General features: G+C 58.7%; 15 protein-coding genes. 13 read left to right on the plus strand and 2 right to left on the minus strand.

Annotated elements, in window-relative coordinates:
• Nucleotides 1-213: 213 nt before the first annotated feature.
• The 12 genes from aroQ (at nt 214) to EJA70_RS08015 (ending at nt 14,778) form a co-directional block, all read left to right on the plus strand.
• Nucleotides 214-666 (plus strand): type II 3-dehydroquinate dehydratase, encoded by a 453-nt coding sequence (gene aroQ, locus EJA70_RS07960; RefSeq protein ID WP_008078187.1) that lies wholly within the window; start codon nt 214-216, stop codon nt 664-666.
• Between the two features lie 48 nt (nt 667-714).
• A complete protein-coding gene (gene accB, locus EJA70_RS07965; RefSeq protein WP_008078186.1) occupies nt 715-1,173 on the plus strand; it encodes an acetyl-CoA carboxylase biotin carboxyl carrier protein in 459 nt (152 codons plus the stop codon).
• Nucleotides 1,174-1,190: 17 nt separating this feature from the next.
• A complete protein-coding gene (accC, locus tag EJA70_RS07970) occupies nt 1,191-2,549 on the plus strand; it encodes an acetyl-CoA carboxylase biotin carboxylase subunit (protein ID WP_102899385.1) in 1,359 nt (452 codons plus the stop codon).
• 159 nt (nt 2,550-2,708) lie between these two features.
• A complete protein-coding gene (locus tag EJA70_RS07975) occupies nt 2,709-4,262 on the plus strand; it encodes a Fic family protein (RefSeq protein ID WP_158830398.1) in 1,554 nt (517 codons plus the stop codon).
• A gap of 125 nt (nt 4,263-4,387) precedes the next feature.
• Nucleotides 4,388-5,266: a 50S ribosomal protein L11 methyltransferase gene (gene prmA / locus EJA70_RS07980; RefSeq protein WP_158830399.1), complete on the plus strand. Its 879-nt coding sequence runs from the start codon at nt 4,388-4,390 to the stop codon at nt 5,264-5,266.
• Nucleotides 5,267-5,296: 30 nt separating this feature from the next.
• Nucleotides 5,297-6,583, plus strand: a complete 1,287-nt coding sequence (locus EJA70_RS07985; RefSeq protein WP_158830400.1) for a DUF3426 domain-containing protein — start codon at nt 5,297-5,299, stop codon at nt 6,581-6,583.
• Nucleotides 6,584-6,768: 185 nt separating this feature from the next.
• Nucleotides 6,769-7,779, plus strand: coding sequence for a tRNA dihydrouridine synthase DusB (gene dusB, locus EJA70_RS07990; protein WP_158830401.1), 1,011 nt, complete (start codon nt 6,769-6,771; stop codon nt 7,777-7,779).
• A complete protein-coding gene (fis, locus tag EJA70_RS07995) occupies nt 7,776-8,096 on the plus strand; it encodes a DNA-binding transcriptional regulator Fis (protein WP_003221275.1) in 321 nt (106 codons plus the stop codon). Before dusB ends, fis begins: the two co-directional genes overlap by 4 nt.
• An 83-nt stretch (nt 8,097-8,179) precedes the next feature.
• On the plus strand, nt 8,180-9,787 hold the full coding sequence (gene purH, locus EJA70_RS08000; RefSeq protein WP_158830402.1) for a bifunctional phosphoribosylaminoimidazolecarboxamide formyltransferase/IMP cyclohydrolase: 1,608 nt from the start codon (nt 8,180-8,182) through the stop codon (nt 9,785-9,787).
• 174 nt (nt 9,788-9,961) lie between these two features.
• Nucleotides 9,962-11,257: a phosphoribosylamine--glycine ligase gene (gene purD / locus EJA70_RS08005; protein WP_158830403.1), complete on the plus strand. Its 1,296-nt coding sequence runs from the start codon at nt 9,962-9,964 to the stop codon at nt 11,255-11,257.
• A 99-nt stretch (nt 11,258-11,356) separates the two neighbouring features.
• Nucleotides 11,357-14,134 (plus strand): hybrid sensor histidine kinase/response regulator, encoded by a 2,778-nt coding sequence (locus EJA70_RS08010; RefSeq protein WP_158830404.1) that lies wholly within the window; start codon nt 11,357-11,359, stop codon nt 14,132-14,134.
• Nucleotides 14,135-14,181: 47 nt separating this feature from the next.
• Nucleotides 14,182-14,778: a MarC family protein gene (locus EJA70_RS08015; protein ID WP_008078162.1), complete on the plus strand. Its 597-nt coding sequence runs from the start codon at nt 14,182-14,184 to the stop codon at nt 14,776-14,778.
• A gap of 35 nt (nt 14,779-14,813) precedes the next feature.
• On the opposite strand, the gene EJA70_RS08020 is transcribed toward EJA70_RS08015, so the two are convergent.
• Nucleotides 14,814-15,497: a hypothetical protein gene (locus EJA70_RS08020; RefSeq protein WP_158830405.1), complete on the minus strand. Its 684-nt coding sequence runs from the start codon at nt 15,495-15,497 to the stop codon at nt 14,814-14,816.
• 52 nt (nt 15,498-15,549) lie between these two features.
• Nucleotides 15,550-16,368: a hypothetical protein gene (locus EJA70_RS08025; protein WP_158830406.1), complete on the minus strand. Its 819-nt coding sequence runs from the start codon at nt 16,366-16,368 to the stop codon at nt 15,550-15,552.
• Nucleotides 16,369-16,585: 217 nt separating this feature from the next.
• Between EJA70_RS08025 and EJA70_RS08030 the strand changes: the two genes are divergently transcribed.
• Nucleotides 16,586-17,236 (plus strand): hypothetical protein, encoded by a 651-nt coding sequence (locus tag EJA70_RS08030; RefSeq protein WP_158830407.1) that lies wholly within the window; start codon nt 16,586-16,588, stop codon nt 17,234-17,236.
• Nucleotides 17,237-17,261 lie beyond the last annotated feature (25 nt).

The following is a 17,261-nucleotide window of genomic DNA, read 5'->3' on the forward strand; positions in this document are numbered from 1 at the left end:
CTTTTGATCTTTCTTCTAAAAATCAAAAGATCGCAGCCTTCGGCAGCTCCTACAGGAAATACCGCAAATGACCGGATCTAATCACTCGGTCACATATTTTGCGCAAACATCGGCCATCGTGCTGGCTATTGCATAGAACTGGACAGTCACAAAGTCTTTGCGGCATAGTCGCCGGGTTCTGAACTTTGCTCACCCATAACAAGGACAACGCAGATGGCAACCCTTCTGGTGCTGCACGGCCCCAACCTGAACCTGCTCGGCACCCGCGAACCCGGTACTTACGGTTCTACGACCCTGGCGCAGATCAATCAGGATCTGGAGCGCCGCGCCCGTGAAGCCGGCCATCATCTGCTCTATCTGCAAAGCAACGCCGAGTACGAATTGATCGACCGCATCCACGCCGCGCGCGGCGAAGGTGTCGATTTCATTCTGATCAATCCAGCAGCTTTTACACACACAAGTGTCGCATTACGTGACGCGTTGCTGGGAGTGAGCATCCCATTCATCGAAGTGCATTTGTCCAACGTGCACAAGCGCGAACCTTTCCGCCATCACTCTTACTTCTCCGACGTAGCGGTGGGAGTGATCTGCGGCCTTGGCGCCAGCGGTTACAGACTGGCCCTGGAGGCTGCACTAGAACAGCTTGAAACACCGGCAACGACTTGAAATACAAGCGTTAAGCGCCCCTGACCGACCCTTGGGAGTTGATGATTCATGGATATCCGTAAAGTTAAGAAATTGATCGAATTGCTGGAAGAGTCCGGCATCGACGAGCTCGAGATCAAGGAAGGCGAAGAGTCCGTACGCATCAGCCGTCACAGCAAGACCCCGGCTCAGCAGTATTACGCGCCGGCTCCGATGCAAGCGCCGGCTGCTGCACCTGTTGCTGCTCCGGTAGCCGCTGCAGCCCCGGTTGCCGCTGCTGCGCCAGCGCTGAACGGCACTGTTGCCCGTTCGCCGATGGTCGGCACCTTCTACCGTAAATCTTCGCCAGCCTCGCCAGCCTTCGTTGAAGTCGGCCAGACCGTGAAGAAAGGCGACACTCTGTGCATCGTCGAAGCCATGAAGATGATGAACCACATCGAAGCTGAAACCAGCGGTGTGATCGAGTCCATCCTCGTCGAAGACGGCCAGCCGGTTGAGTACGACCAACCGCTGTTCACCATCGTTTGAACTGCGGAGAGCCTTTGATGACTGCGAAGTTGGAAAAAGTTCTGATCGCGAACCGCGGTGAGATCGCCCTGCGGATTCTGCGTGCCTGCAAAGAGATGGGCATCAAGACCGTCGCCGTTTACTCCAAGGCCGACAAAGAGCTGATGCACCTGGGTCTGGCAGACGAATCCGTCTGCATCGGCCCGGCGTCTGCCGCTCAGTCCTACCTGCACATCCCGGCCATCATCGCGGCCGCCGAAGTGACTGGCGCTACCGCCATTCACCCAGGCTACGGTTTCCTCGCGGAAAACGCCGATTTCGCCGAGCAGGTCGAGAACTCCGGCTTCGCGTTCATCGGCCCGAAAGCCGACACCATTCGCCTGATGGGCGACAAGGTATCGGCCAAGCACGCGATGATCGAAGCGGGCGTTCCTACCGTTCCAGGTTCCGACGGCCCACTGCCGGAAGACGAAGAAACGGCGCTGCGCATTGGTCGTGAAGTCGGCTATCCGGTGATCATCAAAGCCGCTGGCGGCGGTGGTGGTCGCGGCATGCGCGTTGTGCACAAGGAAGAAGACCTGATCGCCTTCGCCAAACTGACCCGCACCGAAGCTGGCGCGGCGTTCGGCAACCCGATGGTCTATCTGGAAAAATTCCTGACCAACCCGCGTCACGTCGAAGTTCAGGTTCTGTCCGACGGCCAGGGTCATGCGATCCATCTGGGCGACCGCGATTGCTCGCTGCAACGTCGTCACCAGAAGGTTCTCGAAGAAGCACCGGCACCGGGCATCGACGAGAAAGCGCGCGAAGAAGTACTGGCTCGCTGCGTCAAGGCGTGCATCGACATCGGCTACCGCGGCGCGGGTACTTTCGAGTTCCTGTACGAGAACGGTCGTTTCTACTTCATCGAAATGAACACCCGTGTTCAGGTGGAGCACCCGGTTTCGGAAATGGTCACCGGTATCGACATCGTCAAGGAGATGCTCAGCATCGCCGCTGGCAACAAGCTGTCGTTCACTCAGGATGATGTGGTTATCCGCGGTCACTCGCTGGAATGCCGGATCAACGCTGAAGACCCGAAAACCTTCATGCCGAGCCCGGGCACGGTCAAGCATTTCCACGCTCCAGGCGGCAACGGCGTTCGCGTCGATTCGCACCTGTACAGTGGCTATGCCGTTCCGCCGAACTACGACTCGCTGATCGGCAAGCTGATCACCTACGGCGCGACCCGCGACGAAGCCATGGCCCGCATGCGCAATGCCCTGGACGAAATCGTGGTTGACGGGATCAAGACCAACATCCCGCTGCACCGTGATCTGGTTCGTGACGAAGGCTTCTGCAAGGGTGGTGTGAACATTCACTACCTCGAGCACAAGCTGGCTGGCGAGAAGCACTAAGCTTCAGCCCGCACCAGACAAAGCCGCCTTCGGGCGGCTTTGTTGTTTTTGCAGGTTTCATACTGTCATTTTGAAACATTACTGGCGGGCAGTAGCCTGTGCAGGCTGCCTATAATCGCGGCCTTGCCAGCACCGTGCTGACGAAAACAGAGTCAGCCCATGCCTCAAAAACTCCCCATCAATCTCAACGATTTATTGCGTCAGCGCACGGTCGAAAGTGAGCGCATCGAGTACAAAAAAGGCTGGAACCCTGACCCGATCATTCGCACGCTCTGCGCATTCGCCAATGATTTCGAAAACCTGGGTGGTGGTTATATCGTCATTGGTCAGGAGTGTGATGAGCACGGCGTACCGCTATTTCCTCCACAAGGCATTGCCGATCAAGACATCGACAAGATTCAACTCGAACTGTTAGCTGCATGCCAATCTATTCGACCTGCCTACTTCCCGGTACTGAGTGTGGAAGAAGTCGAGTCCCGCAAGCTCATCGTACTGTGGGCCCCAGGCGGACAAAATCGCCCTTACAAAGCCCCCGCCGCAGTAACCGCCAAACATCGAAGCCTGCACTATTACATCCGTCGCTACAGCAGCACCGTCGAAGCAAAAGGTGAAATCGAACACGAGCTCTTGAGCCTTGCCGCCAAAGTCCCGTTTGATGATCGCTTCAACCTTGGCGCTCGCGTCACTGATCTTTCCAAACCGTTGATGCAAGGCTTTCTGCAGGAAATTGGCAGCGCCCTCGCCGAGGACGCAGATGATTTATCCACTGAAGCACTCGGCCGGCAAATGAACATTGTGGGCGGCCCAACGGAATCACCGTGGCCAAAAAACGTAGGACTGATGTTTTTCAATGACTCGCCCCATCACTTTTTTCCCGGCACACAAATCGATGTCCTATGGTTCCCGGAAGGAAGCGACGGTGATCGCTTTGATGAAAAGGTCTTCAAAGGCCCACTCGCCTCAATCACTCGCGAAGCCTTGGCCTATATTCAGCGCAACTTTCTGCATGAAACGGTCATCAAGCATGCAGACCGAGCAGAGGCCACTCGCGTATGGAATTTCCCGTTCACGGCGATTGAGGAAGCACTGGTCAATGCGGTTTACCACCGTTCATATGAGGAACGGGAGCCTATTGAGGTGCGCATCAGCCAGACAGAGCTAGTGATTCTGAGCTTTCCGGGGCCAGACCGTTCGATACGAATGGAAGACCTGCGGCTGGGGCGAGCGGTAAGTCGTCGTTATCGTAACAGGCGAATCGGCGAGTTTCTCAAAAAGCTGGATTTGACCGAGGGCCGGTCGACGGGAATACCCAAAATACTTAAGGTCATGACCAATAACGGCTCACCTCCTCCACTCTTTGAAACCGATGACGAGCGCATTTCCTATGTTGTTCGACTGCCTGCCCACCCGCAGACACTCAAAGCAAAAAGCGCGGCTGGACACTCCACCATGGAAGTCACCATGGAAGTCGCTGCATTACTGAAAGTGGTTTCCGGTGAAATGAGCAGACGAGAACTGCAAGACGCCATGCATTTGAAAAATGCCGACCACTTCCGCAAGGCATACATTCTGCCGGCCCTCGCTGCTGATGCCTTGGAGATGACGGTTCCCGAACAGCCAAACAGCCGACTACAACGCTATCGCCTGACGACCAAAGGCCAGCAATGGCTCAACGTCAATGAACAATCCAGAAACGACATAAATCCCCTGTAGGAGCTGCCGAAGGCTGCGATCTTTTGATCTTCAACCATGTTCGTGTTCTGCCGCGCGCTCGCGTAAACTTGCGCGCTTCTCGCCGGCCGCTAGGCTGCAATCAATATTTTTCAAAGGTGCCCGCCATGCCTTGGCTGCAAGTACGTCTCGCCATCAGCCCGGAACAAGCCGAAACCTACGAAGACGCTTTCCTTGAAGTGGGCGCCGTGTCGGTGACCTTCATGGACGCCGAAGATCAGCCGATCTTCGAGCCGGAACTCAATACCACCCCGCTGTGGGCGCACACGCATCTGTTGGCGCTGTTCGAAGGCGGCACTGAACCGGCACCGGTTCTGGCCCATCTGGAACTGCTGACCGGCAGCCCGCTGCCCGAGCATCACAGCGAAGTCATCGAAGATCAGGATTGGGAACGCAGCTGGATGGACGGTTTTGAGCCGATGCGTTTCGGTCAGCGCCTGTGGATCGTGCCGAGCTGGCACGCCGCGCCGGAACCTGACGCGGTCAACCTGCTGCTGGATCCGGGTCTGGCGTTCGGCACCGGCACTCACCCGACCACCGCGCTGTGCCTGGAATGGCTCGACGGTCAGGATCTGAAAGACTGCAACGTACTGGATTTCGGCTGCGGCTCGGGGATTCTGGCCATCGCTGCCCTGCTGCTCGGCGCGAAAGAAGCTGTTGGCACCGACATCGACGTGCAGGCGCTGGAAGCGTCGCGCGACAACGCCGGGCGCAACAGCATCGCTGAAGAGCTGTTCCCGCTGTACCTGCCGGAAGATTTGCCGCAAGTGCAAGCCGACGTGCTGGTCGCCAATATTCTCGCCGGCCCGCTGGTTTCGCTGGCGCCGCAGTTGTCCAGCCTGGTGAAGTCCGGTGGCCGTCTCGCGCTGTCGGGCATCCTTGCCGAGCAAGGCGATGAAGTCGCCGCCGCTTATGCGCAGGACTTCGATCTCGATCCGATCGCCAATCGCGATGGCTGGGTGCGCATCACCGGCCGTCGGCGCTAGAATGACCGCCTGCATAATCCGGATCGCCGCATGACCGACAGCTTCGTCACCCAGTGCCCGCATTGCCAAACCAGCTTCCGTGTCAGCCATGCTCAATTGAGCGTGGCCCGCGGGGTGGTTCGCTGCGGCTCCTGCCTGCAAGTGTTCAACGCGGCCAAACAGCTGCTGGAACAACACGCCGGCAAGGACGCGGTGACAGCGGTCGCGCCACCGCTTGCCGAGCTGCCCGCCGCCGAGCCGCCGAGCTTGGCCAAGCTTCCTGTTGTCGAGCCGCCAGCTATTGAGCCAGCGGCGCCGCGCGCCATCAGCCAGAAGCAGTGGAGCGCCTCGGAGCTGGATCTCGACAGCCTCGATCTGGACGAAGAACTCGCTCGCCTCGAACAACGGGAAATCCAGCCGACCACCGAATTCGGTCGTCAACGCGAAGATTCCCTGAGCGCACGCCGCGACAGCCCTGAACCGGATGAAACGCTTTGGCGCGACAGCCTGTTCAGCGCACGCTCCGATGAGCACACTGCCGAACACGAAGAAGACGAGCCAGAAACCGTCGACATCGAGCCGGTCAAAGCCGCACGCACCGAGCCTTCGCTGTCGCTGGAACCGGTGGATCTGGACGACGAACCGGCCATTCCGCAACTGCGCCTGCACGATCCGATTGATCCGAAGGCCCGTCGCGAACGCTTCGCTGCCAGCGACGAAAGCGATGACGACGATCTGCCGTTGATCGAACCTTCGCGCAAAAAACGCGACCGAGCCGAGCCGGGCGTCCGCGCTGAAGTGTTGCAAGACCTGACAGACGACCCGCTGCAACTGGACTGGCAGAAACGCCGCTCGCCTTGGGGCCGACGCCTGCTGTGGCTATTATTGGTACTGCTGGCGGCGGGCGGTCTCGTCGCCCAATACGTGTCTTATCATTTCGACGAACTGGCGCGACAGGATCAATACCGTCCGTGGTTCCAGCAGATCTGCCCGCAGATCGGCTGCAGCGTGCCGTCGAAGGTAGACATCGCCAGGATCAAGAGCAGCAACCTGGTGGTGCGCAGCCATCCCGAATTCAGTGGCGCCCTGGTGGTGGACGCAATCATCTATAACCGTGCGACGTTCTCCCAGCCGTTTCCGCTGCTGGAACTGCGTTTTGCCGATCTCAACGGTCACTTGATTGCCAGTCGTCGCTTCAAACCCGGCGAATACCTCAGCGGTGATCTCGAAGGCCTGGCGGAAATGCCGCCGCAGACGCCGATCCACATCGCGCTGGATATTCTCGATCCAGGCCCCAAAGCGGTGAATTACAGCCTGAGTTTCCACTCGCCCGAGTGAATCGCTTCATCGTTTCTGAATTGACGGCAGTTTTCTGACTTTGCGCCAGGCAACCAAACTGCTGGCAATAACAGAATAACTGTTCAGATTTTGTTCAATTCAGCCTTTATCCAGTCATCGAGAGCGGGTATCATGCCAACCCTTTTTCGAACTCTCATGATCCGGCCCCACTTCAGGGAAGTCCTATGTCGGCGGTACGCATCGGCCCATACACATTGCAGAACGGCTTGATTCTCGCCCCGATGGCGGGTGTCACCGATCAGCCCTTTCGTCAGCTGTGCAAGCGTCTGGGCGCAGGGCTTGTTGTCTCGGAAATGGTCACCAGCGACATGAGCTTGTGGAACACCCGCAAGTCGCGCATGCGCATGATCCACGAAGGCGATCCCGAGCCACGCTCGGTACAGATTGCCGGTGGCGATGCGCAGATGCTGGCGGATGCAGCCCGGGCCAACGTAGAGCTGGGCGCACAGATTATTGATATCAACATGGGCTGCCCGGCAAAGAAGGTCTGCAACAAGGCCGCCGGTTCCGCGTTGTTGAAAGATGAAGCACTGGTGACCGAGATCCTGCAGGCCGTTGTGGCTGCGGTTGATGTGCCGGTCACCCTGAAGATCCGCACCGGCTGGGATCGCGACAACAAGAACGGCCTGACCGTGGCGAAGATCGCCGAGCAGGCCGGGATCACCGCGCTGGCCGTGCATGGCCGCACGCGCGCCGATCTGTACAAGGGTGAAGCCGAGTACGACACGATTGCCGCGATCAAGCAGGCCGTGTCGATCCCGGTGTTTGCCAATGGCGATATCGATTCGCCGGAGAAGGCCCGTTACGTGCTTGACGCGACCGGTGCCGATGGCCTGTTGGTAGGCCGCGCCGCCCAAGGGCGGCCATGGATTTTTCGCGAGATCGATCATTACCTGCGCACGGGCGAGAAATTGCCGGCGCCGCAGTTGATCGAAGTGGAACACATACTGCTAGAGCATCTGGCCGCACTTCACGCTTTCTATGGGGATGTGATGGGCGTGCGCATTGCGCGCAAGCATGTGGGCTGGTATCTCGCAACCTTGCCGGGCGCCAAGGAGTTTCGCGCCCACTTCAATCGTTTGGATGGTACGGAAACACAATGCGCCAATGTTCGGGAGTTCTTCGCCGAGCATTACAAGAGCCTGACAGGGGACGAAGAAGGGGTGGCCGCATGACGATGATGACCGAGACTTTAGTGAGTGGAACAGCACCCGTGAGCGACAACGTGAATTTGAAACAGCACCTCAATACCCCGAGCGAAGAAGGCCAGACCCTTCGCGGGAGTGTCGAGAAGGCGCTGCACAATTATTTCGCCCACCTTGAGGGCGCATCCGTCACGGATGTGTACAACCTGGTGCTCTCCGAAGTCGAGGCGCCCCTGCTCGAAAGCGTGATGAACTACGTCAAGGGCAACCAGACCAAGGCCAGTGAGCTGCTCGGTCTCAACCGCGGCACGCTGCGCAAGAAACTCAAGCAGTACGATCTGCTGTAAGCATTCAATCAAACCAGAAAGGCGCCCGCGTAAAAAACGGTCGCCTTTTTTGCTGACTTCCTTTGCTTTTGATGGAAATTGAGATGACCGACCAGACTACCCGCCTGCCGATCCGCCGCGCCTTGATCAGCGTTTCCGACAAGACCGGGATCCTCGAATTCGCCAAGGAGCTTGAAGCCCTGGGCGTCGAGATCCTCTCCACCGGCGGAACGTTCAAGCTGCTGCGTGACAACGGTGTTGCCGCAGTGGAAGTCGCGGATTACACCGGTTTCGCCGAGATGATGGACGGTCGGGTGAAAACCCTGCACCCGAAAATCCACGGCGGCATCCTCGGTCGTCGCGGTATCGACGACGCAATCATGAGCGAGCACGGCATCAAGCCGATCGATCTGGTGGCAGTCAACCTCTACCCGTTCGAAGCCACCATCAACAAGCCAGGCTGCGACCTGCCGACCGCGATCGAGAACATCGACATCGGCGGCCCGACCATGGTCCGTTCGGCAGCGAAAAACCATAAAGACGTAGCGATCGTGGTGAATGCCAGCGATTACGCCAGCGTTCTCGAAGGCCTCAAGGCCGGTGGCCTGACCTACGCTCAGCGTTTCGACCTGATGCTCAAGGCCTTCGAACACACTGCTGCCTACGACGGCATGATCGCCAACTACATGGGCACCGTGAACCAGGCCGCTGAAACCCTCAGCACTGAAGGTCGCAGCGAATTCCCGCGCACCTTCAACAGCCAGTTCATCAAGGCCCAAGAAATGCGCTACGGCGAGAACCCGCACCAGAGTGCAGCGTTCTACGTTGAAGCCAAGCCTGCCGAAGTCGGTATCGCCACCGCGACCCAACTGCAAGGCAAGGAACTGTCGTACAACAACGTGGCCGACACTGACGCTGCGCTGGAATGCGTGAAGAGCTTCGTCAAGCCCGCCTGCGTCATCGTCAAGCACGCCAACCCGTGCGGCGTGGCGGTCAGCCCGGACGCTGAAGGCGGCATCCGTCAGGCCTACGAACTGGCCTACGCCACCGACACCGAGTCGGCGTTCGGCGGCATCATCGCCTTCAACCGTGAACTGGATGCCGAAACCGCCAAGGCGATCGTCGAGCGTCAGTTCGTGGAAGTGATCATCGCCCCAAGCGTCAGCGAAGAGGCTCGTGCGATTGTTGCGGCGAAAGCCAACGTGCGCCTGCTGGCCTGCGGCGAGTGGTCGGCTGACCGCGCTTCGGCTTGGGACTACAAACGCGTCAACGGCGGCCTGCTGGTACAGAGCCGTGACATCGGCATGATCAGCGCTGATGACCTGAAAGTCGTGACCAAACGCACGCCGACCGAACAGGAAATCCATGACCTGATCTTCGCCTGGAAAGTTGCCAAGTACGTTAAGTCCAACGCCATCGTCTACGCCAAGAACCGTCAGACCATCGGCGTCGGCGCGGGCCAGATGAGCCGCGTAAACTCGGCGCGTATCGCGGCGATCAAGGCTGAGCACGCTGGTCTGCAAGTGGCCGGTTCGGTGATGGCCTCGGACGCGTTCTTCCCGTTCCGCGACGGTCTGGACAACGCGGCCAAGGTCGGCATCACTGCGGTGATCCAGCCAGGCGGCTCGATGCGTGACAACGAAGTGATTGCTGCGGCTGACGAGGCCGGCATCGCTATGGTGTTCACCGGCATGCGCCACTTCCGTCACTGATTCCCCGCTCCCTCTGCACGCAGGAGCCATGTATGAGCTGACGAGTAAAACGAGGCTGCGATCTTTTGATCTTGTTTTTGAAAAGCAAGATCAAAAGATCGCAGCCTTCGGCAGCTCCTACAGGGTTTGAATGCTGAGGTTTGGTAGCGTCCACAGAATTTTGAGGTTTTTGAAATGAATGTTTTGATCATTGGCAGCGGTGGCCGTGAACACGCCCTGGCCTGGAAAGTGGCTCAGGATCCGCGCGTGCAGAAGGTTTTTGTCGCGCCAGGCAACGCTGGCACCGCCATTGAGGCCAAGTGCGAGAACGTCGCCATCGACGTGCTGGCCCTTGAGCAACTGGCCGACTTCGCCGAGAAAAACGTTGCCCTGACCATCGTCGGCCCGGAAGTGCCGCTGGTGGCTGGCGTTGTTGACCTGTTCCGCGCCCGTGGTCTGGATTGCTTCGGCCCGACTGCCGGCGCTGCACAGCTGGAAGGCTCGAAAGCCTTCACCAAAGACTTCCTCGCCCGTCACAAGATCCCGACGGCCGACTACCAGAACTTCACCGAGATCGAGCCGGCCCTGGCTTACCTGCGTGAGAAAGGCGCACCGATCGTGATCAAGGCCGATGGCCTGGCCGCCGGTAAAGGCGTGATCGTCGCCATGACCCTGGCCGAAGCCGAAGACGCCGTGCGCGACATGCTCGCCGGCAACGCTTTCGGTGACGCCGGTTCGCGCGTGGTCATCGAAGAATTCCTCGACGGCGAAGAAGCGTCGTTCATCGTCATGGTCGACGGCAAAAACGTTTTGCCGATGGCCACCAGCCAGGACCACAAACGTGTTGGCGACGGCGACAGCGGCCCGAACACGGGCGGCATGGGTGCTTACTCCCCTGCCCCGGTGGTCACCGCCGACGTACACAAACGCGTGATGGATCTGGTGATCTGGCCGACCGTGCGCGGTATGGCTGAAGAAGGTAACGTCTACACCGGCTTCCTTTATGCCGGTCTGATGATCGACAAGGCCGGTAACCCGAAAGTCATCGAGTTCAACTGCCGCTTCGGCGACCCGGAAACCCAACCGGTGATGCTGCGTCTGCAATCGAGCCTGGTGCTGCTGGTCGAAGCCGCGCTGGCGCAAGCGCTGGACAAGGTTGAAGCGCAGTGGGATCCACGCCCGAGCGTCGGCATCGTACTGGCCGCTGGCGGCTACCCGGGCGACTACGCCAAGGGCGCCGCGATCAACGGTCTGGATGCTGCAGCGAAGCTGGAAGGTAAAGTCTTCCACGCCGGTACCGCACTGAAAGACGGCAACGTCGTCACCGCTGGCGGTCGCGTACTCTGTGCCACCGCGATGGGCGCAAGCGTCGGTGAAGCTCAGTTGCAAGCGTACAAGCTGGCAGCGGCCATCGACTGGGAAGGCTGCTTCTATCGCACGGACATTGGCTACCGCGCCATTGCCCGTGAACGTGGCGAAACCCAGGAATAAGCTGTCGATCAGGCCCGGCAAGGGAGGCTATTCCCTGCCGGGCTGTTCCGCCGCCGCGCATCGTTATATTCTGGCATCAACCTACGAAGGGATTTCGCCGTGCGCTGGCTCAGGATTGCCATAAGCTTCACCGTCACGCTGCTGACTTTGCTCTGCATGCTTCCGGCCCAGGCCGCGCAAGGCAGTGGCTGGTCGGTATTGCTTGACGATCAGGGCAATTTGCAACTTAGCGACATCCGTTCCGCCCGCTACACCAATCAATTCAGCCCCATTGAGCTTGATCGCCTCACCGCGTCCGAGCCCAATGGCGCACAGTGGCTGCGCTTCCGGTTGGCACCGGGCAAGCACGAACAAGTGCTGCGTATCTTTGCCCCCGACCTGTCGCAGCTCAGTCTGTACGTGCTCGACGGCGACAAGCTGATCGAACAACGCAACTCCGGCACCGACCAGCCCCAGGCCGAACGGCCGTTGCCGAGCAGCGACTTCCTGCTGGCGCTGCCGCAAAGCGACAAACCCCTCGATATCTATTTGCGCATGGTCTCCGACCATCAGTTGCGCCCGCACATCACCCTGCAATCGGCGGTGATGAGCGCAGCCAATCACAACCAGACGCTGATCTTCGGCCTGCTGTTCGGCTGCCTTGGCATGCTGCTGTTGCACAACCTGGTGCGCTACGCCTATTCGCGCTCGCGCAGCAGTCTGTGGCTGGCGGTTTGCGAAGGCCTATTGGGGCTCAGTCTGCTGCTGCTGCTTAACCTCGCCGGCCCCTGGCTGCCGAACTGGCATGCAATCCAGACGCCGGGCGCCTACCTGGCCCTGTTGCTGACGGCCCCGGCCGGATTAATGTTTGCCTACCGATTCTTCGCCCCGCTCGGCCCGCACCCGCTGAACAAGCTGCTGTTGGGCGACATCCTGTTTATCGTGACATGCAGCCTGCTGTTGTTATTCGTCAACACGCTGCCACTGAACATCATTACCTACGCGCTGGTGGCACTGGCCGGCCTGAGCATGTTGTTCGTTGCGTTTTATCACTGGCAGAAGGGCTACCGCCCGGCGCGCCTGTTCGTCGCCGCCATGGTCGTGTTCAACATCGGCACGCTGATCATCCTGCCTGCGCTGCTGGGGCTGACACTGGTGTCGCCGCAGGGCCTGATCATGACGCTGATGGCGTTCATCTGCATCAGCGGCCTGCTGATGAGCATCGCCCTCGGCGAGCGTCAGCGCAGCATTACCGAAAGCCGCTTCAGCGTCAGCCGCGACCTCGCCGCGAGCAACGCCGAGATCAACGCCAAGGCCGAATTCCTCGCCAAGATCAGCCACGAAATCCGCACGCCGATGAACGGCGTACTGGGCATGACGGAACTGCTGCTGGGCACGCCGCTGTCGGTCAAGCAACGCGACTACGTGCAGACCATCCACAGCGCCGGCAACGAGCTGCTGACATTGATCAACGAGATCCTCGACATCTCCAAACTCGAGTCAGGGCAGATTGAGCTCGATGACGTGCAGTTCGACCTCAACGCCCTGATTGACGATTGCCTGAGCATCTACCGCGCCAAGGCCGAACAGCAGAATGTCGAGCTGATCAGTTTCATCCAGCCGCAAGTGCCGCGCGTGATCAGCGGCGACCCGACGCGTCTGCGCCAGACACTGTTGAGCCTGCTGGAAAATGCCCTGAAGAAAACCGAGGAAGGTGAAGTGCTGATCGTCGTCGCCCTCGACGAACGCAGCACCAAACCGCGTCTGCGCATCGCCGTGCAGGACAGCGGCGCGCCGATGGAGCAGGAAGAACGCGATGCGCTGATGCACGCCGAACTGCACAGCAAGCACTTCCTTTCCGCGAATCGTCTGGGCGGCAATCTTGGCTTGGTCATCGCGCGGCAACTGATTCGTTTGATGCAGGGCGAATTCGGCATCAAGAGCGGCGCTACGCAGGGCAGCACGTTGTGGCTGACTTTGCCGCTGGATCCGGATCGTCTCGAACACCCGACCTCTGACCTCGACAGCCCGCTGCAAGGCGCGCGCGTGTTGGTGGTCGACGACAACGACACGTGCCGCAAAGTGCTGGTCCAGCAGTGCAGCGCCTGGGGCCTGAATGTCAGCGCCGTGCCGTCGGGCAAGGAAGCGCTGGCCCTGCTGCGCACCAAGGCGCACCTGCGCGATTACTTCGACGTGGTGCTGCTCGATCAGAACATGCCCGGCATGACCGGCATGCAACTGGCCGCCAAGATCAAGGAAGACCCGAGCCTCAATCACGACATCCTGCTGATCATGCTCACCGGCATCAGCAATGCGCCGAGCAAGATCATCGCGCGCAACTCGGGGATCAAGCGCATTCTGGCCAAACCGGTGGCCGGGTATACCCTCAAGACCACGCTGGCGGACGAGCTCAACCAGCGCAACAAAGGTCAGGTGGTGTTCCAGCCGCAAGTGGTCACCGCCGCCACGGCCGCCAAAGTACCGAGCGACTTCCGCATCCTCGTCGCCGAAGACAACACGATTTCGACCAAGGTGATTCGCGGCATGCTCGGCAAGCTCAACCTGCAGCCGGACACCGCCAGCAACGGCGAAGAAGCCCTGCAAGCGATGAAAGCCCAGCGTTACGACCTGGTGCTGATGGACTGCGAAATGCCGATCCTCGACGGGTTTTCCGCCACCCAGCAACTCCGCGCCTGGGAAGTCAGCAATCAGCGTATCCGCACGCCAATCGTCGCGTTGACCGCGCATATCCTCGCCGAACACAAGGAACGTGCACGCCAGGCCGGAATGGACGGGCACATGTCCAAACCGGTGGAGTTGTCGCAGTTGCGTGAGTTGATCGAGCATTGGGTGGCTGAGCGCGATCAGCAGAATCGAGCGACAACCCAACCGTCGTAGCGCCTGATAGACTCCCCCACGACTACCCTCGCCAGTGAGCCAGCACCATGCTCCACGTGTTGTTCAGTGTTTACCTGAAGATGCTGGTGCTCTACAGCCCGTTCTTCGTGTTGTCGTGCTTCATTACCCTCACCCGTGGTTATTCACGCAAGGAACAACGGCGCCTGGCCTGGAAAGTGGCCCTCGCCACGCTGATCTCCAGTGTCTTGCTGTACTTGTTCGGGCGGGTGATTTTCGACGTCTTCGGCATTACCGTTGACGCGTTCCGGATCGGCGCCGGTAGCGTGCTGTTCATTTCGGCGCTGGGCATGGCGCAGGGCAAATCAGCGGTGCAGGCCGATAACGTGCAGCAGGACGTGACCATCGTGCCGCTGACCATTCCGATCACGGTCGGCCCCGGCACCATCGGGGCGCTGTTGGTGATGGGCGTGAGCCAGCCGCACTGGGACGACAAGCTCACGGCAATTCTGAGTATTGTGCTGGCCAGTTTCACCGTCGGCGTGGTGCTGTACCTGTCGAACCGGATCGAGAGAATTCTCGGCGATCAGGGTCTGCAGATCGTCAGCCGTTTGATGGGCCTGTTTGTCTGTGCGCTGGCCGCGCAAATCATCTTCACCGGGGTCAAAGGCTACCTGGTGCCATAAGCCCCGAACGTCGAGGTGTGTCGTCACGCGACAGGTCAGTGATTTTCGCTGAACAACGGGCCGATCTCGACCGAGGCTGGATGTAACTCAGCCGCCAGCCATTCCCGCGTGTCAGTTCTGAATTCATCGTACTGAGCCTGATTGAAACGCGCCGAATAACCACGGCGGATGACGTTGCCGACCGGCGTGTGCCGCGCAGCATCATTATCCAAATAACACGGGTCAATTTTGCCTTGCGTGTCGAATGACACGGACACCATGCCGAGAAAACCACCCGCCTCGACCACCCCGGCCATTGCTCTGAACCGCACGCTCCCGGCCTCTGCGGACAAGCAATGACGCTTGAGGCTTTGCATCAGCGCCGCATCGCTGGAGGCTGACGCCAGCCTGCGCAAAGCCGCCGAGATCAACAGCCCCTGCCCGGAAGTCAAATGGGTTTCAGCCAACTCGAGCATTTCCTCCTGGCCTGAAACAGGCGACTCCGGCCCCAAAAGGGCTAGATCAGTCTGCTGCTCGGCGAAAAAACTCCAGCCACAGGCCGACAGGATCCCCGAGTAGATGTCGAACCACCGTGAGTCCTGCACGCCCTGCGGCACATCTTGGTCAGCCGCCAGCCGGGCAAATGCCAACGTGTCCAGCACATCCTGTTTGATCGTCGACGGCAAGGCGCTGGATACCACCAGAAGCACGCCCGCGTTGACATAAACCGAGTAGTTCATCTATTTGCTCCGATAACTGCCGGCGATAGTGCCGGCAGCCTGTCTCTACGGATTACTTGGTTTTACGGCGCTGGAAGCGTTTGCTCAGTGCGGCCTTGAAGTGCGCGCCCAGATGCTTTTCAAGATCGTCTTTCAAGTCTGCATAACGCAACGGATTGAAGGTGATGTAAGCACTGCCACGAAAGATGCTGCGATTGGTTGTTTTCCAGTTGAAAAACAACGGCGAAGTTTCATTCCCGCCGCCTACACTGTCGATCGACGACAGCGACGTCAGGATAATTCCATTCTTTAGTTGATCGCACGGCATTACCGCAAGCCGAACACCTTTATCCTTGGTCACTTCACGGTTCAGCAGATTGATAGCTTCCGGTTCTTTCTTCAAGGCATCCAGGGTCGATTCGGTAATTGCCGAGAGCACTGTTGCCCCCGGAATGGCCGCTTTGGCTGCCGCGACGCCGGCCTTGACAATATCAACCACAATATTATCCAGGGTCAGTTGCCGGGTGCTTTTCATGTATACCGAATAACCGGAGTCGCCGACGAAGCAGCCGGCATCTTCCATGCATTGTAAAAAGGCGCGGTACCACGCTTCAGGCTCGTTCCCAGGAACTTCAAGGTTAGCTTCAAGTTTGGAGAACTTGATGATGTTTTCGATGATCGCCATGTTTTCGAGAGAGATATTGTCACCGTAACCCACCAGGGTATTGGCCAATACGATAGCGTCCAGATCCTTGGTCGGGCTGTTTGGATCCACGGCGCCGAACGCCTGCACACGGGCGCTACGGAAAACTTCCACAGGCAGCGACTGGTGTTTGCCAATACGTGCCTTGACCCGGGCGACGCTGTTTTCTACAGAAACTTTACATTCCATCTTTTCATCTTCCTTGCGTTCAATGTTGATGTGCCGATATGGCAACACCCCACCAAACTAACGCACAACTTTTATAAGGAACAGCCACAACTTGATTCAGCATATTTTCAACTAACTCAAAATCCGACTGCAACTTAACCACTTACAATTCCTCGCTCACCGCGACTCGTACCGTCTTATAGGCTACCCCCTCAACTTATTTACCAAGGCATACTCAATGAGCAATGAATACCCTTCCGGCGCCCTTGCCAACCATAATCTTATTTCCTGCATCGACAACTTGCATCTTCAGGACTTCGATGACTTGACGGACTGCACACGCCTCGCAACGAAGTCAGCCGACACCGCCCATAATCGTTTTACCAGTACAGATTTATGGATGCAGGAATATGCCGTAACCCTGGACTTTCTTGGCTGGAAACTTCATGAAAACGCAATTACCACCCGAAAGCGTACGAACATCAACGGCAGTATTGCCGAGCACTTGGTGCGCAGTGCGGAGATCTCTAGTGATTCACGACAAGGCAATGCCATGATTGACACACTGGATGCCTTGGGCGCAGAAAAACCCGCGATACTTTCGCTGGATAACGAGAGTTTGAAGGGGCGGCGCTTTCAGGTGGCGCCCGTACGCTACGACGCCAAGGGCGATCTGCACATGGCGCTGTTCAACCTGGAACTGGTCGCCACTGTAACCAAGAGCAGTTTTCTGTTCTGGTCGTGGCAGGAGCAATCGGCAACGCTCTTTCAGCGCAGTGCTTTTTTCAAACTTGATCGTCAACGCCTGAACAACCAAAGACCGCTGATGGAAAAAAACCTTAGAGAGATCACCGCGCAGCGATTTGCCCTGCGCAAGAAACGGCCATAAACCGGCTCGGAAAACCCGGTTTGGC

Source organism: Pseudomonas sp. PB103 (assembly GCF_009764635.1).
Classification (GTDB): domain Bacteria; phylum Pseudomonadota; class Gammaproteobacteria; order Pseudomonadales; family Pseudomonadaceae; genus Aquipseudomonas.